The sequence below is a fragment of the Hymenobacter nitidus genome (assembly GCF_020447315.1).
GTDB lineage: Bacteria > Bacteroidota > Bacteroidia > Cytophagales > Hymenobacteraceae > Hymenobacter > Hymenobacter nitidus.
Genome location: NZ_JAJADQ010000004.1, coordinates 55,184 through 74,675, shown reverse-complemented (window position 1 = coordinate 74,675; position 19,492 = coordinate 55,184). Strand labels below are relative to the sequence as shown.

General features: G+C 58.7%; 14 protein-coding genes and 2 tRNA genes. 7 read left to right on the top strand and 9 right to left on the bottom strand.

From position 1 onward, the window contains the following. The first annotated feature begins 21 nt into the window (after window positions 1-21). A complete protein-coding gene (locus tag LGH70_RS08655; RefSeq protein ID WP_226184835.1) occupies window positions 22-801 on the top strand; it encodes an enoyl-CoA hydratase/isomerase family protein in 780 nt (259 codons plus the stop codon). 136 nt (window positions 802-937) lie between these two features. Here the strand turns inward: LGH70_RS08655 and LGH70_RS08650 are convergent, their stop codons facing one another. After that, window positions 938-3,499, bottom strand: a complete 2,562-nt coding sequence (locus LGH70_RS08650; RefSeq protein WP_226184834.1) for a T9SS type A sorting domain-containing protein — start codon at window positions 3,497-3,499, stop codon at window positions 938-940. 590 nt (window positions 3,500-4,089) lie between these two features. Between LGH70_RS08650 and LGH70_RS08645 the strand changes: the two genes are divergently transcribed. Further along, window positions 4,090-6,567: a PAS domain-containing sensor histidine kinase gene (locus tag LGH70_RS08645; protein WP_226184833.1), complete on the top strand. Its 2,478-nt coding sequence runs from the start codon at window positions 4,090-4,092 to the stop codon at window positions 6,565-6,567. Window positions 6,568-6,626: 59 nt separating this feature from the next. Here the strand turns inward: LGH70_RS08645 and LGH70_RS08640 are convergent. From LGH70_RS08640 to mltG, 6 genes are all read right to left on the bottom strand, one after another. Then, window positions 6,627-6,711 (bottom strand) — tRNA-Ser (locus tag LGH70_RS08640). 64 nt (window positions 6,712-6,775) lie between these two features. After that, a tRNA-Ser gene (locus LGH70_RS08635) sits at window positions 6,776-6,862 on the bottom strand. 161 nt (window positions 6,863-7,023) lie between these two features. Next, window positions 7,024-7,965: a YihY/virulence factor BrkB family protein gene (locus LGH70_RS08630; RefSeq protein WP_226184832.1), complete on the bottom strand. Its 942-nt coding sequence runs from the start codon at window positions 7,963-7,965 to the stop codon at window positions 7,024-7,026. Between the two features lie 8 nt (window positions 7,966-7,973). Continuing rightward, window positions 7,974-8,489 (bottom strand): acyl-CoA thioesterase, encoded by a 516-nt coding sequence (locus LGH70_RS08625; RefSeq protein ID WP_226184831.1) that lies wholly within the window; start codon window positions 8,487-8,489, stop codon window positions 7,974-7,976. Between the two features lie 34 nt (window positions 8,490-8,523). After that, window positions 8,524-9,039 (bottom strand): hypothetical protein, encoded by a 516-nt coding sequence (locus tag LGH70_RS08620; RefSeq protein WP_226184830.1) that lies wholly within the window; start codon window positions 9,037-9,039, stop codon window positions 8,524-8,526. Between the two features lie 13 nt (window positions 9,040-9,052). Next, window positions 9,053-10,126, bottom strand: a complete 1,074-nt coding sequence (gene mltG / locus LGH70_RS08615; RefSeq protein ID WP_226184829.1) for an endolytic transglycosylase MltG — start codon at window positions 10,124-10,126, stop codon at window positions 9,053-9,055. A gap of 424 nt (window positions 10,127-10,550) precedes the next feature. On the opposite strand from mltG, the gene LGH70_RS23815 reads away from it, so the two are divergent. Next, window positions 10,551-11,543: a T9SS type A sorting domain-containing protein gene (locus LGH70_RS23815; RefSeq protein ID WP_226184828.1), complete on the top strand. Its 993-nt coding sequence runs from the start codon at window positions 10,551-10,553 to the stop codon at window positions 11,541-11,543. A gap of 194 nt (window positions 11,544-11,737) precedes the next feature. After that, a complete protein-coding gene (locus LGH70_RS08605; protein ID WP_226184827.1) occupies window positions 11,738-12,367 on the top strand; it encodes an L-threonylcarbamoyladenylate synthase in 630 nt (209 codons plus the stop codon). 93 nt (window positions 12,368-12,460) lie between these two features. On the opposite strand, the gene LGH70_RS08600 is transcribed toward LGH70_RS08605, so the two are convergent. Both LGH70_RS08600 and LGH70_RS08595 read right to left on the bottom strand, forming a co-directional pair. Beyond that, on the bottom strand, window positions 12,461-13,363 hold the full coding sequence (locus tag LGH70_RS08600; protein WP_226184826.1) for a lysophospholipid acyltransferase family protein: 903 nt from the start codon (window positions 13,361-13,363) through the stop codon (window positions 12,461-12,463). Continuing rightward, a complete protein-coding gene (locus LGH70_RS08595) occupies window positions 13,363-14,232 on the bottom strand; it encodes a hypothetical protein (protein WP_226184825.1) in 870 nt (289 codons plus the stop codon). The genes LGH70_RS08600 and LGH70_RS08595 overlap by 1 nt, the downstream gene beginning before the upstream one ends. A gap of 185 nt (window positions 14,233-14,417) precedes the next feature. On the opposite strand from LGH70_RS08595, the gene LGH70_RS08590 reads away from it, so the two are divergent. The 3 genes from LGH70_RS08590 (at window position 14,418) to LGH70_RS08580 (ending at window position 19,491) form a co-directional block, all read left to right on the top strand. Then, entirely contained in the window at window positions 14,418-15,038 is a 621-nt protein-coding gene (locus LGH70_RS08590) for a WbqC family protein (RefSeq protein WP_226184824.1), read from the top strand. 122 nt (window positions 15,039-15,160) lie between these two features. Continuing rightward, the gene (locus tag LGH70_RS08585; RefSeq protein WP_226184823.1) at window positions 15,161-17,761 is read left to right on the top strand and encodes an ATP-dependent Clp protease ATP-binding subunit; all 2,601 of its coding nucleotides are present in this window, start codon (window positions 15,161-15,163) and stop codon (window positions 17,759-17,761) included. Between the two features lie 161 nt (window positions 17,762-17,922). Further along, window positions 17,923-19,491: an acyl-CoA carboxylase subunit beta gene (locus tag LGH70_RS08580; protein ID WP_226184822.1), complete on the top strand. Its 1,569-nt coding sequence runs from the start codon at window positions 17,923-17,925 to the stop codon at window positions 19,489-19,491. Window position 19,492: the final 1 nt, after the last annotated feature.

Below are 19,492 nucleotides of genomic sequence, written 5' to 3'. Positions count from 1 at the left end.
GATACCCCCCTTCCCACCCACATGACAATCAACGACACCCTGACCGCCGGCAAAGTAGAGCGCACGACCGATGTGCACGGCATTTCTACCATTTCCTTTTTCCACCCCAGCCACAACTCCCTGCCCGGTGCTTTGCTCACGCAACTGGCCCACACCATCACCGCCGCCGGGCAAGACGCGGCAGTTAAAGTTATCATTCTGCGCAGCGAAGGGGAACGGACGTTTTGCGCTGGGGCCAGCTTCGATGAGCTGATAGCTATTCAGGACGAGGCCCAGGGGCTGGCGTTTTTCTCGGGCTTTGCCAAGGTGATTAACGCCTGCCGCACCTGCCCCAAAATTATCATCGGGCGGGTGCAGGGCAAGGCCATTGGCGGTGGCGTGGGCGTGGCCGCCGCCACCGACTACTGCTTTGCCACCACCCAGGCCTCGGTGAAGCTTAGCGAGCTGGTGGTGGGCATCGGCCCGTTTGTAGTAGGCCCGGCCGTGGAGCGCAAAATCGGCAATTCGGCCTACAGCCAGCTGGCCCTGGACGCGGCCGAGTTCCGTTCGGCCGAGTGGGCCCGTGACCGGGGCCTCTACGCCGAAGTATTTGCTACGAGCACCGAGCTGGACCAAGCCGTGCAGGCTTTTGCTGAAAAGCTGGCTGTTTACAACCCCGAGGCGCTGAGTGAGCTGAAGCAGGTATGCTGGCAGGGCACCGAACACTGGGATACGCTGCTGCCCCAGCGCGCCGCCATCAGTGGCCGCCTGGTGCTGTCCGATTTCACCCGTCAGGCCATCAGCCAGTTTAAGAGCCGTTAACTATCCGTTGAATCTGTTTCGGCCAATAGTAAAATCCCCGCTTCCAGGCCCGGAAACGGGGATTTTCATGTTCAGCCCTGAGCCTCGCGGTTGGTTTTCGGCAAGCCGGCAACCAGCTTTGCTGACGACCAGCCTGCTATTTTACGAGCAGCTTCTGGGTAGCCCCCTGGCAACGCAGCAGGTATAGCCCGGCCGGCAGCCCCTGCACGTTCAGCGAAGCAGCAGCAGCACGGGCGGGCACCAGGAAAGTGCGCACCGGACGGCCTAGCTGGTCGAGCAGCTGGGCCTCCCGCGCCGTAGGGCCGGGTTCCAGTTGGAGGGTAGCGGCAGAGTGGGCCGGGTTTGGAAACACGTCCAGTGTAGGCACTGCAGCCATGCCGCGGTTAGAGGTCAGCAGAGAATTCGTGAGCCGCGCCAGCCCGACCCGCTGCTGCCCATTAACCCGGGTGAAAGGGCCGAACAGCAGGATCTTGCCATCCTGGGGCTGCAAAACAATGCCGTTACTATTGAGCCCGGTGCCGAAGAAGTAGCCGCCGGGTACCGTCACGGGCTGGAACGTACCATCCAGGCTTCCGTCGGCGTTCAGGCGGGAAAGCTCCGTGGTATTGGTGGCCACCACCCGGTTCAGCAGCAGGATGCGGCCGTCGGGCTGGGGCACGATGCCGACACTACCAGCTTTGGCGGCTGTGAAGGTGGCGTCGGGGCTACCATTGGCGTTGAGCCGCGCTAGTCCGTTAGGGGCCGCCTGCCCGTTAAAACTGGTAAAGTTACCCGACACCAGGAGCTTGCCGCCGCGTAGCACGTACGCCGTAAAGAAACTGGTGGGGCCGCCCGCGCTGCCCAGCGAGAAGGTATTATCTACGCTGCCGTCGGCGTTGAGACGCGTTAGATAGCCGCGGTTGGCATCGGACCAGCGGACCAGAAGTTGTCCGTTTTCCTGTACTCCGTCAATGATAGGATACGCATTGGCAGCGGTCCAGGGCGTAGCGGTGGGGGCGAAGCTCGCATCCAGGGCGCCGGAGGCGGACACACGGGCTATTCCGGGCCGGGCCAACCCGTTTACGGTGTTGAAAAAGCCAAAGAGCAGCACTTGCCCATTGGGTAGCTCCTTCACTTCGGTGGCAATATTGCCGGTGGTAGTAGTCAGGTTTACCACGGTAAAAGAGGCATCCAGGCCACCCGTTGGGAGCAGGCGGCGAATGGTACCCGTGCCGGTACCGGTGCTGCCTACCACGTAGATGCGGCCATCGGGCTGCACAAACAGGCTCCCCGAAACAGCGGGGTTGATAGTGGAATTGTAGCTGCCGTCCGCGTTAAGCAGATGCGGCCGGGCATTCGTGACGGTTGTGCCGTTGAAACTGGTGAAGTTGCCCTGCACCACAAGGCGGCCGTCGGCAAGCGGCGTTACCCGGTCAACGGTACCCCGCTTCTCATACACCGGGTTGTAGGTGGCATCGAGCGTGCCAGTGCTGGTAAGTCGTACCAAACCCGTGCGGGCCGTATTGTTAAAGCTCAGAAAGGCACCACCCGCCAGCAGCTGTCCGCCGGCAATGTCGGTTACGTCATACACTAAGTTGGCTATGCTGCCTACTGTGGCGCCGGCGCCTTGCGCAAAACCCGTGTCCAGGGCGCCGTTTGCACCAAGGCGGGCTATGCTGCCGCGGGCCACCCCGTTATAGGTCGAAAACCGGCCGGCGACGAGTAGGCTGCCGTCGGCCCGCAGGCGGATGCGGAAGATGCCCTCGCCACTCAATACCGTGCCGCCAGTGAAAGTATTGTCGGGGCTGCCGCTCAGGTTGAGGCGAATCAGGCTGGGGCTGGGTTGTCCGTTAAACTGCGTGAAAAGGCCCCCGACCAGCAGCTTACCATCCGGCTGCTGCGCCAGGGCCCGGACCTGGGCGTTGACACCCGAGCCGGTAGTGAAGGTGTTATCTAGGCTCCCGGTGGCGTTGAGCCGGGCGATACTGCCCACCGTGGTGCCGCCCACCGTAGTAAACGTGCCGCCAATAACAATTTTGCCGTCGGTCTGCACCACAATAGCTTCTACGGTGCCCGCCCCCCCATTATTGGCAATACCACCGGTTCCGAGCGCAAAGGTGGGGTCCAGGGTGCCGTTGGTATTCAGGCGCATTATGGCCCCCACGGGAGTGCCGTTATAGGTGGTGAGCATACCACCCACCAGGATTTTACCATCGGGCTGCACGGCCAGACTACGGACTGTACTGCCGCCTACGCCCCCAAAAAAACCGGTTCCGCCCGCGTTAAAACCTGCGTCCACGCTCCCGTTGGCGTTCAGCTGGGCCAGGCTGCCGGTTGGCACCCCATTGTAGTAGGCATAGGCCCCGCCGACCAGGATTTTGCCATCGGTCTGCAGGGCTAAGGCCTGGCCAAAGCTGACATCAGGACCGAGGCCCGTCTGAGCCAGGAATGCCGCGTCGGGAGTGCCGTCTGCATTCAGACGCCGCACCGTGCTGGTTATGGCGCCATCCAGGTAGTCGTAAGCCCCCGTAACCACAACTTTTCCATCGGGCTGCACCAGCATGGCGCGCGTGAGAAAGTCGGAAGTCGTCAGCGGGTTTTTCAGCACCGTCGGCTGAAAGGTCGGGTCAAGCGTCTGGGCTTGGGCCCCAGTTGCGGCGGTGCTTATCAGGCAAGCGCACAGAGCTACCCGACACCACAGAGTAGAAGTATTCCCCATAAGAGCAGAAAAATTAAAAGTGAAACGCAGGGCTCGAAAGGCCTTCTTGTAGCCTGTAAATGAAGGTACTCCGCTGCTCATCCGCTCACAATACCAACATCTGGGTATTTCCGCCCGGGCGTTCCCCAGCCTCTGAGCCCCAACTGCTATTGCTGAAAACGACCCGGTCGCCAGCAGCCGGCTGTAGCGAGCTTATCGGCTTGCCGGCTGTTGCCTGACCGTTGCATCGGCCACGTGGCGGCCCGCTGATTGGGCGCGGGAAACCCAGGCCTGGGGGCGGCAACCCTTTCCGGACTCCCGCGTTGTAAGGCTCCAAGTTAATCCGTTCGGGCAGCAAGTAGCAGTCAACGAACCGGCAGCAGGAAATGGAAGTGTGCCCGCAGGGCCGGGTTTAGCCTGCACCTACCCCAAATCACCTGCTGCCTGCGCGGCCGCAACGGCCCTGCGGCAGACTATCAGTGCCACCACGCGTTCTGACTGCAAGTGTCCTTTTTTAATTCCTGATTCCGTTATTTATTCCTTGCTTGCCGATAGGTACGTGCTCTTCGCGGCTCGTAATTGCCGCCACCACGTCCTTGCCGCTTACCCGCATGAAGCCTGCCGATTCCCTAACTGCTTTTTCCTCCCTCGACGACTTATTCAGTGACCTGCTGGCAGTGTCACTTACGGGCATTATCTACTACACGCCCCTCTACGACGATGCTGGTGAGCTAGTCGATTTCACCTTCGAGTACCTAAACCCGACTGCTCAGCGCATGATGCGCATGCCCGAGCGCCCCACGCTCACCCACAACGAGCAGTGGCCCCACAGCAAGCAGCACGGCACCTTTGCCTTTCACGTCGAAGCCTTCGTGACTGGGGAGCCCCGCGAGTACAACATCAACTACCAGGCCGACGGCTACGACAACTATTACCGCCTGGCCGCCCGCCGCTCGGGAGCCGGGCTGCTGGTCAGCTTCACCGACACGGCCGACCAGCCCCGCTCGCCGGTCGAAATAGCCCTGCGCGAAAGCCAGCAGGCCGAGCAGGCTGCCCGGGCTGAGGCCGAACGGCAGCGCCAGCAGTTGCATTCGGTTTTTCAGCAGGCCCCCGTTGCCATTACCCTGCTCGATGGCCCCGACTATCGTATTTCCCTGGCCAACCCCTCAGTGTGCCAGATGTGGGGCCGCACTGAAACGCAGCTGCTGGGCACACCTTTGCTGACGGCCATGCCCGAGCTGCAAGGTCAAGGCATCGACAGCATGCTCGACAGCGTATTGCAGTCCGGCGAGCCGTTCGTCGGTACGGCGCTGCCCTTCCGCATGTACCGCCACGGCCAGCTCGATACGGTGTACTTCAACTTCGTGTACCAGCCCCAGCACAACGCCCAGGGCGATATTACCGGAATACTGGTCGTCGCAACGGACGTTACCGACCAGGTGCTCTCCCGCCAGCAGGTGCAGCAGCTCAACCAGGAGCTGGAAGCCCGGGTGCAGGAACGTACCGAGGCGGCCCTGGCGCTACAGGCCGATTTGCTGGCCGCCACCCAGCGCCAGGTACAGGAGCGCGAAACCTTCTACCAGGTTTTTGCCCAAACACCGGCCAGCATTGCGCTGCTGCGCGGGCCCCGGCACCGCTTCGAATACGTAAATGCCGCCTATCAGCAGCTTTTTCCCGGGCGCACTCTCGTGGGCCGGGACCTGGCCGAGGCCCTACCCGATGCCGCCGCCCAGGGCTTTCTGGATTTGCTCGACGGCGTGTACCGCACGGGCGAAACCTTCTTCGGCACGGAGCTTCCCCTGGCTATCGAGCAGCCCGACGGCCGGCCCGCCCGCCAGACCTACTTCACGTTCACTTACCAGGCCTACCACGAACACGGCCGGATTGCGGGCATTTCCATTTTTGCCTACGACGTGACTGAGCAGGTGCGGGCCCGCCAGCTGCGCGAGGCCCAGCAACGCCAGCTCCACGACCTGTTTCTGCAAGCCCCGGCGCCCATTGCCATTCTCGATGGCCCTACTTTGGTATACCAGCTGGTGAACCCGGCCTACCAGCGCATTTTTCCCGGCCGCGAACTGGCCGGCAAACCATTGCTGGAAGCCCTGCCCGAGCTGGCTGACACGCCCATTCCGGAGCTGCTGCAACGCGTGTACACCACGGGCCAAACCTTTGTGGCCCTGGAGCTGCCGGTAATGCTGGCCCGCCACGAAGGCGAGCCGCTGGAAGAAATTATCTGGAATTTTACCTATCAGGCGCGCCAAGACGAGCACGGCGCCATCGACGGGGTACTGGTCTTTGCCTACGATGTAACCGAGCAGGTGCGGGCCCGGCGCGTAGTGGAAGAAGGCGGCCAGCAGGCCTTGGCGCTGGCCGCGGAGCTGGCTACCTCCAATGCCCAGCTTATCCGTACCAACATCGACCTCGACAATTTCATTTATACTGCCTCTCACGACCTGCGCGAGCCTATCACCAACCTCGAGGGTCTGGTCGAAGCGCTGCAGGATGAGCTGCCGGCGGCGTCTTTTCAGGCGCCCCTGGTTCCCTCGCTGCTCACCATGATTCAGAAGGCCGTAGCCCGCTTTCAGCTCACCATTGCCCAGCTAACCGATTTGGCCCAGCTGCAGCAGGCCCAGCAGCAGCCCAATGAGGCGGTTGACGTAGTGGCGCTGGTAGAATCTATCCGGCTGGATCTGGCCCCGCGCTTGGAAGCGGCCAACGTGTTGCTAGAAGTTGACATTGCCCCTGGGCTGGCCGTGTCCTTCGCCCCCAAGCACCTGCGCAGCATCCTCTACAACCTGCTCAGCAACGCCGTGAAGTACCGTGACTCCAGCCGGCGGCCCCGGGTGGTGCTCCGCTGCTTCCGCACCGCCGATACGGTGCAGCTGGAAGTGCAGGACAATGGCCTGGGGCTGGATGCGACCCAGCAAACCAAGCTGTTTGGGTTATTTCAGCGCCTGCATCCGGAAATAGAAGGTTCCGGTATCGGCCTGTACATGGTCAAGCGCATCGTTGATAATGCCGGGGGCACCATCAGCGTGCAAAGCCAGCCCGGGGTGGGCTCCACGTTTGTGGTTACGCTGAAGGGCTAATACTGCTGCTCGGCTGGAAAACAAAAAAACCGTTTGCGGACTGCAAACGGTTTTTTCTGTAGAGAGCGAGGGATTCGAACCCCCGGAGGTTTAACCCTCAACGGTTTTCAAGACCGCCGCAATCGACCACTCTGCCAGCTCTCTAGGTGTGGTAATTACGTGTAATCCGGTAAAAAAGGCGGCATCACGACTGAAGCCGCCAAAAATGCAGAGAGGGGGGGATTCGAACCCCCGATACCCTTGCAGGTATAACGGATTTCGAATCCGTCGCATTCGACCACTCTGCCACCTCTCTGTAAGGTTATAATGAATGGTTTCGGGACGGCAAAAGTAACAGGCATTTGTTAGGGTACAATACCTGAGGCGCATTTTTTTCGCATTTTTTTCCCCTGCCCTACCCCACTCCTGCCCGCCCCGCCCGGGCCGACCGGCCGCTACTGATTCGTACTGAACGGCTTACCGGGTTTTCAGGCGCCCGGTCACGGCATCAATGCTGACGTTGACCTCGAAGCCCAGAATCAGGGTCATGCACACGAAGTCGAGCCACACCATGAAGCCCACCAGCGTGCCGATGGAGCCGTAGAAGTGGTTGTAGCTGTCGAAAATCTTGACGTAGAGAATAAAGAGGAAGGAAACCAGGAAGATGAGCAGCGTGGCCACCACGGCCCCGGCCGAGAAGAAAGGCCATTTGTCGTGCACCGGCGGCACGTAGTAGTACACGAGGCAGGTGGTGAGCAGGAACAGCCCGATAACGGAGCCGTATTTCAGGATGGAAATCAGCTGGTTGGTGAACTGCTCGGGCACGATTTCGTGGAACACCAGCGCGTCGATGATGTATGTACCGAAAAAGATGCCGGCAATGGCAAAGAGCAGCACCGACGACAAAACAATAGTCAGCAGGGTGGCAATGACGCGCTTGCGCAGGTAAGTGCGGCGCTTGAACGAGGGATACTTTTTCTCGAAGGCGTCGAGCAGGGCCATAATGCCGTTGGAGCTAAGCACCAGCGCGGCAGCAAAACCGAAGGAGAGCAGGCCCCCGTGAGGAATGTTCACAATATCCTCGATGGTGCCCGACACGGCCAGGTACATTTCCCGCGGTATCAGGTCACCCAAAAACTGCAGGATGTCAACGCTCAGGTTGGGTACCGGAATGTAGGGAATCAGCGTGAACAGGAAGATAATAGTCGGAAACAGGGCCACCGTAAGGTTGAAGGCCATGTAGCTGGCCCGCTTACTGATGCTGTCGAGCTTGAGCTCCTGTATCATCCGGTCGACCACGTCGTAGACCGAAGCGCGGCCGTGGGCAATGTGCAGCTGCTTGAGCCACACGATGAACTTGCGGTAGGAACGCCGGCGGCGCACGTCGGGCAGGTGGTAGCGGCGAACGGGCAGGCGCATGGCCATAGCTACTCGGTTGGGGTGGCGGGCTTGTTGGGAATGAAAGCAGCCGCCGCCGGGGCCTCCGCGGGCAGCTTCTGGGCCGCCGGCGTCACGGGCCCCACCAGCTCATCGTCGCTGAAATACGGGGCCAGCTTGTTCTGGATTTCCGCCGGAATCGGGACGGGGCGGCCGGTGGCAGTGCTTACAAACACCATCAACGTATGGCCCTCGGTGAGCAGTTCCTTGGCCTCATTGTAGATTTCGTATTCGAACAACACCCGCGAGCCTTCGGCGGGTTGCTTGAGCAGCAAGCGCACCGTGAGCAAGTCGTCGTAGCGGGCCGGGCGCCGGAACCGGGTGCGTATCTCCCCCACCGGCATGCCTACGCCATCGGCCTCCAGATCCTTGTAGCGGATGCCAAGCTGACGGAACGCCTCGGTGCGGGCCACTTCAAAGTACGCCGCGTAGTTGCCATGATAGACGTAGCCCATCTGGTCGGTTTCGGCATAACGCACGCGGATCTGGGTGTCGGAAGAGTACATGGGTAGAAGTCAAAAAAGCAGTTATGAACTCTTACTACTCTACAAAGAGTCCAGTTTCCTCAATTTGTTTTATGGCAGCTGCTGGCAATTCCCCGCAAGTCACATACATGTAGTAATCATAACCAAACTCAACTTTAACTTGAGGGGCAATTAAATCCATCCAGATTATTTCTCTTAACCTTAGTCTTATTAGTTGATCAATCTGCGTTACTGGCACAGCCTGCCCCTCTTTTAGGCCTGCCATGTCCCTATCAAAGGCGACAGCCAGATTCCTGAGCCGCTCACTGGTTTTGAAAGATTCAAAATCAGCTCTAGAAGTATAAAGTCCTAACGAGTCAATGGATAGGCTCTGTATATTATTAACGGCCAAGACGATGGTAATGGCGGCCACATAAGCCATTTCTACCTTTTCGTACTCCTCATAAGTTGGGCTCCCGTATTTCGATTTGCCGATGTCACTAATAGAAGTCCATTCAGCATGGTCCGTGTAGGCTCCTGCCTTATCACGTTTAGCCGGATCGAACTTGGTTATTCTATAAGTAACCATCACAGCGCATCAACCCCTATTTCATAATGCCGGCCCGGCTCAGGGCAGCCTGGTAGCGGCGGGCGTTGACCAGATGGCCGGCCTCGTTGGTGGCAAAGGCGTGGTAGCCGCTGAAGTCTTCTTTGGCGCAGAAATACAGGTAGTTGTGCTCCTCGGGGTTCAGCACGGCGTCGATGCTGGCAATGCTGGGCAGGTTGATGGGGCCGGGTGGCAGGCCGGCGTACTTGTAAGTGTTGTAGGGCGAGTCTTTCTGCAGGTGTACGTTCAGCACGCGCTTGATGCCGAAGTCGCCGTTGGCATATACCACCGTGGGGTCGGCCTGCAGCTTCATGTCGCGCTTGAGGCGGTTGAGGTAAACGCCCGCCACGCGGGGCCGCTCATCGGCGTGCTGCTGCTGCTCGGCCTCCACGATGCTGGCCAGCGTGCTGACTTCTTCCCGGCTCAGACCCAGCTTCTTGCGCTTGGCGTCCCGGGCCGGGGTCCAGAACTTCTCATATTCCTTCTTCATGCGCTGCATAAGGTTGTCGGCCGAGGAGTTCCAGTACAGCTCGTAGGTGTTCGGGATGAACATGCCGATGATGCTGGTCGTGTCGAAGCCCAGGCTCTTGGTATAGGTTGGGCTGCTCAGCAAGGAGTCGAACTGGTTTGGCCGCGCATCAATGGCCGTGCTGAGCTTCTGGGCCAGGTCGTCGCGCAGGCGAATGTTCTGAAACGTGAGCTTGAGCGGCGACTGGCGGCCGGCGCGCAAATCCGAAATCAGCTGGCGGTTGGTGTAGCCGTCCTTCAACTCGTAGCGGCCGGGCTTCACCAGCTTGTCGTACTTCATGAGCCGGGCCACGAAGTACATCGAGAGCCGGTCGACGATAACGCCGGTCTTGTCGATAGAGTCGAGCACCGACTTGCTGGTTTGGCCGCGGCGCACCAGCACGTAGGTCGGCTGACCCTTGGTTTCCACGTTGGGCGTGAAGAAAACCTGGTAGAAGTAGTAGAAAAACGTAATAAAGATGATGCCCAGCACCCCGACCGTATAGGCGAAGCGGTTGCGACGGCGAAGCGCGTTGGCGCGGTAATCAATGCGGGGTTTGGTCATTGCAAACGAGAGGCGGGGTCAGGTATCAAAAACGAAAAAGCCAAACTAAGCTCCCCAACACGAAACCGGGGGCGCTGAGTTTACCGGCGTCAAAAGTACGCCTTATCCGCTGTTCCGCCAGTCCTGATTCGCGGCAGCCGGCCAGCCGGAGCTTTTGGGCCGGCCGGCTGGCCGGCATACATCCTCTGCCAGCCGCAGACAAGCTTTTTACGCCGGTGCGGGCCGTGTTAACGCAATGGTAACACAGCGGCAACGCCCATAAAATTTGGGCGTTGAGGCAACATTCCCCTAGTTTTAACTCGTAGGCGGGGTGTCCATCGGTTTTGAGCCTGCGGCTTTGCTTACCTTCGCTCAAATTCTGGTATTCACCCCAGACTCTGATTTCGTTTTCCACATCATCTCTCACTTTTTTCACCTGACTATCGTGGCACTCTTTACTCCTTCTATTGCGCGCCTGCGCTCCTTGCCCGCCGCTGCCCTGCTGCTCGGCCTTTCGTTTGCGGCCCAGGCCCAGGCTCCTACGCCCATCAGCATCACCGGCGGCACCAGCATTTACACCCAGAACTTTGATGGGATGGGTGCTACCGGCACGGCCTACCCTACCGGCTGGACTGGTGGTCGTTTCGCCGGCACAGCTACTACTGCTGTGAACCTGTTGGTTTCCGATGGTAGCGGTAGCGCTCTATCAGGGGCTCCTTACAACGTGGGCACCGCGGCCAGCACCGATCGGGCCTTGGGCAGCGTGGCTTCGGGTGGTACCATCCCGGCCATTGGCGCAGTTTTCACCAACGCCTCCGGAGCTACCGTAACGCGCGTAAACATGTCGTTCAACGGCGAGCAGTGGCGCTCCGGTTCGGCCCTGGACCAGAACGAGGTGCTGGCATTTGAGTACAGCCTCGATGCCACCAGCCTCAGCACCGGTACCTGGACGGCCGCTACGGCACTCAACGTAACGGAGGTTGCCAATGCCATTGTGACCAACACGGCCCTCAACGGTAACGAAGCGGCCAACCGGACCTCCGTTGCCGGCTCTATTGCCACCCTCAACTGGCCCGCTGGTACCACCATGTGGATTCGGTGGAAAGACAACAACGACACCGGCAACGACGCGCTGCTGGCCGTCGACAACTTCGCCCTGTCGACCGGCACCACTACGCTGGCTACTCAGAACAAAGCCCTGGACAGCTCTTTGAGCCTGTTCCCGAACCCGGCCGCCAACCGCCTCACCCTGCGCATGGGCAAGGAAGGCGTCGGTGCGTCGGTTGACGTGTACAACGCCCTGGGGCAGCGCGTGAAGCAGACCGTAGCCGGCCAGGAAGACCTGACCCTCGACGTATCGGCGCTGCGGGCTGGTGTTTACACAGTGCGGATCACCACCGCCGGTGGCATTGCTACCTGCTCGTTTGTGAAGCAGTAAGCTTTCCGGCGTATCTTTTTAAAGAGCCCCGGCCATTGCGGCCGGGGCTCTTTTTGTGCTTTTAGCGGCCGGCGGAAGTAACCCTGAAGACAAAATGTGCGAATGAGTGGTAGTTCTGTAGCCCAGCTACTACCTTGCCCCTCTGCCGCCCACCGGTAGTTTTCCTTTTCCTCCCACTCTTTTATTTAGCTGCTATGGCCGCCACGTTGCTTCGTATTCATCCCGATAATCCACCTCAGAACCGCTTGTTGCAAGCAGTGGACGTGCTTCGCAAAGGCGGCGTTATCATCTATCCTACCGATACCATCTATGGCCTGGGCTGCGACATTCACAATGCCAAAGCCGTGGAAAAGCTGTGCCGCATCAAAGGAGTGCACCCCGATAAAGCGAATCTGTCCTTTATCTGCTCCGACCTGTCGCACATCACCGACTACGCCCACAACATCACCACCCCGGTGTACAAGATCCTGAAAAAGGCCTTACCGGGACCGTTTACGTTTATTTTTGAGGCTAGCCCCAAAGCGCCACGCTACGGGGGAGTGAAGCGCAAAACCGTCGGCATCCGCGTGCCCGACCACAACATCTGCCTAGGCCTGGTGAAAGAGCTGGGCAACCCTATCGTCACAACCTCTATCCGCGACGACGACGAGTTGTTGGAATACACCACCGACCCGGACCTTATTTTCGAGAAGTACCGCTCTTTGGTCGACCTGGTTATTGACGGCGGCTTCGGCAACAACGTCGCCAGCACCGTCGTCGACTGCACCAGTGAGGATTACGAAATCATCCGCCAAGGTGCCGGCGACATTGAGCAATACCTGTAAATGGCAGGTTACAACCTATGTCCTTGCGAGGGGCTGCCCCTCGCAAGGACAAGTTGGGCTTTAGCAAATTCCCCACATTAGCACTTGAGCACATTAAACCACCCGCTTGTGCTTCCAGCGGCGGTGGGTCCAGAGGTAATTGGCCGGGGCCGCCTGAATGTCACGCTCCAGATGGCGGGCAAAGGCTTCCGTTACCACGTAGGCCTCCTTGTCCAGCGGGGTGTTGCCATCGTGCAGAGGCAGAATCACGAGGTCGTAGAAGCCGCGGCCTGTGCGCTTGATGTTCACGTACACCACCGGGCAGCTGAACTGGGAAGCCAGCCGGTCGGCGCTGCTGTAGAAGCTGGTATCCTGGTTCAGAAACTGGGTCCAATAGGGCCGGTCTTCGGGGCCAGCGGCCTGGTCGGTCAGCATGCTCATGGCCCGGCCTTCGGTGCGCCGCTTGATCAGGTCGCGCAGGGTATCCCGCATCGGAATCAGGTGGGCCCCGCTGCGCGTGCGCAGCTTGTAGAGGAAATGCTCGAAAAACGGGTTGCTAAGCGGCTTATATACCCCATAAGCCCGGTTGGGAAACTCCAGGGCGCCCGAGGGCAGAATCCACTCCCAGTTGCCGGCGTGGGAGCCCAGGGCCAGCACCGTACGCCCCTGGGCAAATGGGCTCGACAGCAACTCCGGGTTGTGGATCCGGACGCGGCGGCGCAGCTCCGCATCGGATATAACGCCCAGCTTCAGAATCTCGACCATTACCTGGGCAAAGTGCCAGTAAAACTCCTTCTGGATTCGCTGAATATCCTTTTCAGACTTTTCCGGAAAGGAATTGCGCAGATTTTCCAGAACTACCCGCCGCCGGTAACGCACCACATAGGCCATCAGGCCATACAAGCCGTAGGCGAAGCCATATAGAACCGGAAACGGCAGACGGGCAATGCTCAGCAGCAGCCATTCCAGGGGCAGATAAAACCAGGCGTATTTTCGGGGTGTTGCGTGGGGGGTCATTAGTTAGCTACTACGCCGGCGGGAGCATACTCTGTCACGTTGCGGTACAGACGAGCGTTTTGAGAGGAAAGAACTTTGTTTTTGGCGTCGCGCACTTCTACTGTCAGCGTATAGTCGCCGGCGGGCAGCTTGCTTAAGTCCAGCGCACCGGTGATGGGCGTGCCCTGGCCCGCCAGGCCTCGCACAGTGGCCGTGGTTGTCAGAGCATCTTTCGTGGCTGCGTCCTGGCGCAGACGGTAGCGCAGCTGCACGGTTTGTTCGGGTTTCACATTGTAAAGCTCAGCGTAGAAATAGGCGCGGTCAGCCCCACGGCCATACAAGCCGCCCGGCGCCCGCGTCAGGCTAAAACCACCGCGGGCAAAGTTACTTTGCTCCGGCGATTTTGACGCCGGACGGGCCAGCACCACTACATCACTCAGCGTCAATCCTTTCGCTTCCGAATTCACAACCAGCGGCTGCTCCACCACGTTGTTCTGGCCCTTGCGGTACTGGTCGCGCACCTGACCGCGGAGGGTGTATTTACCGTCGGGCAGCAGAATCCGCTTCTGAAAGCTCACTGGGTTTTTCAGGCTGATGGACGTGTCGCTCAGTACCGGCGGCTTCAGCGTAATGGTTTCCTGAAAAGCGGCCGAGCCGTCTTCCCGGATTATTTCCAGCGTCACGCTGGCCGCCGCCTGAAATACTTTGGGAGCCCGCCGCTTGTACGTCAGTGACTGACCGGGTACGGTAGCATACAGCTCGATAATAGCCCCCTTCACCGCGGCATCCTGATTGCGGAAACGGGCCACGTCCAGCAGCAGCTGGGGCGGAGCAGCAGCCCGGGCGGCAAAGGAAATGACAATAGCCAGTACTAGAAGACAAGAGCGCATAGTGTCAGTTTGACGGTTCGGGGGGGAAATATGCCCTACAAGCAGTATCGGGCCGGTATTGGTTCAGCCCTGGCAGCCGGAAAGCCGCTTTTGAAAAAGGATTTACATCTAGTATAAGGCAAATACTATTCTGTTCCGTTTCTTTAGCCGCATTTCCGCCTGTTTCTTTCCTTATTCCTGCCCTGGTGCCCATTCTCTTCGAGTCGCAGTACAATCCACCCGCCCAGTTCTTTGCCGAGCTTGCCGGCCACGACGCGCTTTGGCTGGAAAGCCACGACAACTACCGCAAGCAAACCTACCGCAACCGTTGCCTGATTTTGACCAACCAGGGCGTAAAGCCGCTCACCGTGCCGGTAGTGGACGGCAACCGCAGTGAAAAAGTCAAAACGTCGGCCATTGAAATCGACTACCGCCAGAACTGGGTGCACCAGCACTGGCGCAGCCTGCAAACCGCCTACGGCGGCACGCCGTACTTTGAATATTACGCCGACTATCTGCACGATATTTACGTACAGAAACCTTCCCTGCTTTTCGAACTGAATCTAGCCTTCCTACGGTTTTACCTGCGCTGCCTGCGGCTGCAGATTCCTGTAGAGCTCACCACCGAGTACCACTCCGAATACCCCCCTGCTCTCGTGCTCGACCGGCGCGATTGTCTGACACCAAAAGCCGCTGGCAGTCCCGAACCTGACAGGAAGTCGGTTCGGCCCTACGCCCAGACCTTTGGTAAAGATTTTGTACCGGGACTCAGCATCTTAGACCTGCTTTTTATGCAGGGACCGGCTGTCGGCGGCTTTCTTGCGTAGTGCAAGGGACGCCTCCGAACCTTCGCCCGTATTTACCTGTTTTCAGGTTACTTCGGCCCAACCCGCTCATCGTTCAGCAACCTTGGCTTGCGGGGCACCGTTTTTCTTCATTACTTATCTGCATGGAAGCTAAATTCTCAAATCGAGTCAAGGAGGTCATCTCTCTGAGCCGGGAAGAGGCCATCCGGCTCGGTCACGACTATATCGGTACCGAACACCTATTACTAGGCATGATTCGCGAAGGGGAAGGCACTGCTATTGGCTTGCTCAAGAAATTGGGCGTGTCGGTAGAAGAGCTGAAATACGCCCTCGAGCAAGCGACTCGTAATACGGCCACTCAGGGAACGAGCATTACCGGCTCGATTCCGCTGACCAAACAGACCGAGAAAGTTCTCAAGATTACCTATCTAGAGGCCAAAATCTTCAAGAGTGAAATCATCGGCACAGAACACCTGCTGCTCTCGATTTTGCGCGACGAAGACAATATTTCTTCTCAGATTCTCAGCAAATTCAACGTGAACTACGAAGCCGTTCGCGACTCGCTGGACTACCACGGCAACACTGCCCCCACCGACCGCGCCCCTGACACTGACGACGACGACAACGACAAACTCTTTGGCGGCAGCGCCGGCCGCGGTGGCGCGGGCAGCAGCTCGGCCCCGAAGAAGCCCGGTGAGAAGTCGCGCACGCCCGTTCTCGACAACTTTGGTCGCGACCTGACCAAGCTGGCTGAGGAAGACAAGCTCGACCCCATCGTGGGCCGGGAAAAGGAGATTGAGCGCGTTGCTCAGATTCTGTCGCGTCGCAAAAAGAACAACCCCATTCTGATTGGTGAGCCTGGTGTGGGTAAAACGGCCATTGCCGAAGGCCTAGCCCTGCGCATCATCCAGAAGAAAGTGTCGCGCGTGCTGTTCGGCAAGCGCGTCGTAACCCTTGACCTTGCTTCGCTGGTAGCTGGTACCAAGTACCGTGGTCAGTTCGAGGAGCGGATGAAAGCCGTGATGAACGAGTTGGAGAAGTCGCCCGACGTTATCCTGTTCATCGACGAGCTCCACACCATCGTGGGTGCTGGCGGTGCTTCCGGTTCGCTGGACGCTTCCAATATGTTCAAACCAGCCCTGGCCCGCGGCGAAATTCAATGCATCGGCGCCACCACGCTGGACGAGTACCGGCAGTATATCGAGAAAGACGGCGCGTTGGCCCGTCGTTTCCAGATGGTAATGGTGGACCCCACCACGCCAGAGGAAACCATCGAAATCCTGCATAACATCAAGGACAAGTATCAGGACCATCACCACGTAGTGTACACCGACAAGGCTATTGAGGCCTGCGTTAAGCTGTCGGACCGCTACATGAGTGACCGGTTCCTGCCCGACAAAGCCATTGACATCTTGGATGAAGCTGGTGCGCGCGTGCACATCAACAACATCGTGGTGCCCGAGGATATTCTGAAGCTTGAGGAAAGCATCGAGAATATCAAGACGGAGAAAAACCGCGTGGTGAAGTCGCAGAAATACGAGGAAGCCGCTCAGCTTCGCGACAAGGAGAAAAAGCTTCTCGAACAGCTTGACACTGCCAAGAAGAATTGGGAGGACGAGACCAAGAAGAAGCGCTACACGGTGAAGGAGGAAAACGTGGCCGAGGTAATCGCCATGATGACCGGTATTCCCGTGAGCCGCGTGGCCCAGAACGAAAGCCAGAAGCTGCTCAATATGGGCGAAGAGCTGCAAGGCAAGGTAATCGGCCAGGACAAAGCAATTAAGCAACTGGTGAAGGCCATCCAGCGCACCCGCGTGGGCTTGAAGGATCCCAAGAAGCCAATTGGCTCGTTTGTATTCCTCGGCCCGACCGGTGTTGGTAAGACGGAGCTGGCCAAAGTATTGGCTACCTACCTCTTCGACAAGGAAGATGCTTTGGTGCGCGTAGACATGAGCGAATACATGGAGAAATTCAGCGTATCGCGCTTGGTGGGGGCACCTCCCGGCTACGTGGGTTATGAAGAAGGCGGTCAGCTGACGGAAAAAATCCGCCGCAAGCCGTACTCGGTAATCCTGCTCGACGAGATTGAGAAGGCACACCCCGACGTGTACAATCTGCTTCTGCAGGTACTGGACGACGGTATCCTGACTGACGGTTTGGGTCGTAAGGTTGACTTCCGGAACACCATCATCATCATGACCTCTAACATCGGGGCGCGTGATTTGGCGGACTTCGGCGCTGGTATCGGTTTCGGCACCAAGGCCCGGACGGAAAACCTGGACGAGATTACGAAAGGCACTATCACTAATGCCCTGCGGAAAACCTTCTCGCCCGAGTTCCTCAACCGTTTGGATGACGTTATCGTCTTTAACTCGCTCGAGAAAAAGGACATCCACCGCATCATCGATATTTCGCTGTCGAAGCTGCTCTCGCGCATTCAGACGCTCGGCTACAAAGTGGAGCTGACCGAAGCCGCCAAGGATTTCGTAGCCGAAAAAGGCTATGATCCGAAGTACGGTGCTCGTCCGCTGAACCGGGCTATCCAGAAGTACATCGAAGACCCGATTGCTGAGGAAATCCTGAAAGCGGAAATTGCGCAGGGTGACGTTATTACCGCCGACTTCACGGAAGGCGCGGAAGAACTCGTCTTCGCAGTGAGCAAGAGCGGGGAGGCCACCAACCTCGCTAGTGACGAGCGGCCCGAAGAGGCCCCTGAGTCGCCGGACACGGAGAAAGGCAAGTAACTTGCTTTGAGTAAATGAAAGAGCCAGCCCTTCGCAAGGCTGGCTCTTTTGCTTCTTATTTTCAACGAAAGAAATACCCAAAAAGCCGCCCAAATCTGGTGCGGCTTTTTTTGCGCCCTTACGTTACCTTTGACCTCACTTCTCATCCCACCGATTTCTCAATGTCCGATCCGCACGCTGACGCCCAACTAAGCAAACTCGAAATCCTCGACCGTAAAAACCAGGAGGCCCTGCTCGGCGGTGGCCAGGCCCGCATCGACGCCCAACATGCCAAAGGCAAGCTCACGGCCCGGGAGCGGGTAGATCTGCTGATGGATGAAGGCTCGTTTGAGGAAATCGGCAAGTTTGTGATGCACCGCTCCAAGGACTTCGGCCTGGACAAGGAGTATTACCTCGGCGACGGCGTCATTACGGGCTACGGCACGGTGAATGGCCGCTTGGTGTACGTTTTCTCCCAGGACTTCACAGTGTTTGGCGGCTCGCTAAGCGAAACGCACGCCGAGAAGATTGTGAAGATTATGGACCTGGCCATGAAAAACGGCGCCCCCGTAATCGGCCTGAATGATTCGGGCGGGGCCCGGATTCAGGAAGGTGTAGTGAGCCTGGGCGGCTATGCCGACATATTCTACAAGAATACCCTGGCCTCGGGCGTGGTGCCACAGCTGTCGGCCATCATGGGGCCCTGCGCGGGCGGCGCGGTGTATTCGCCCGCCATTACCGACTTCATCCTGATGGTGGAAAACACGAGCTACATGTTCGTGACCGGCCCCAACGTGGTGAAGACCGTGACCCACGAAAACGTAACCAGTGAAGAACTGGGCGGGGCCAGCACCCACTCGGCCAAGAGCGGCGTGACGCACTTCAGCTGCGCCAACGAGGTGGCCTGCATCAACCACCTCAAGGCCTTGCTGAGCTACATGCCCCAGAACTGTGAGGAAACGGCTCCTTCCCTGCCCTACGAGGCCCAAGGCGACGAGTCGCGGCCGACACTGGACAACATCATTCCCGAAAACCCGAACCAGCCCTATGATATCCGCGAGGTAATCGACGGTATTATCGACGCGGATTCGTTCCTGGAGGTTCATCAGAACTTTGCCGAGAACATCGTGGTGGGCTTTGCCCGCCTGGGCGGCCGCAGCATCGGTATCGTGGGCAACCAGCCGGCTGTACTGGCAGGGGTGCTCGATATTAACGCCTCGACCAAAGCGGCCCGCTTCGTGCGGTTCTGCGACTCGTTCAACATTCCGCTACTGGTGCTGGAAGATGTACCCGGCTTTTTGCCCGGCACTGACCAGGAATGGCGCGGTATTATCACCAACGGGGCCAAGCTGCTGTATGCTTTCTGCGAGGCTACGGTGCCGCGCATCACCGTTATTACCCGCAAAGCCTACGGTGGAGCGTATGACGTGATGAACTCCAAGCACATCGGGGCCGACATGAACTACGCCTGGCCCACAGCTGAAATTGCAGTAATGGGCGCCAAAGGAGCTGCGGAAATCATCTTCAAGCGGGAAATTGCCGCCGCCGCCGACCCCGAGGCCAAGCTGCAGGAGAAAGTAGACGAGTATCAGCAGAAGTTTGCCACACCCTACCGCGCTGCGCACCGTGGTTTCGTGGATGAAGTTATTTTGCCTTCGCAAACCCGCCAGAAGCTCATCCGGGCATTTAAGATGCTGGAGAATAAGGTAGACGTGCTGCCGCGCAAGAAACACGGCAACATTCCGCTGTAGT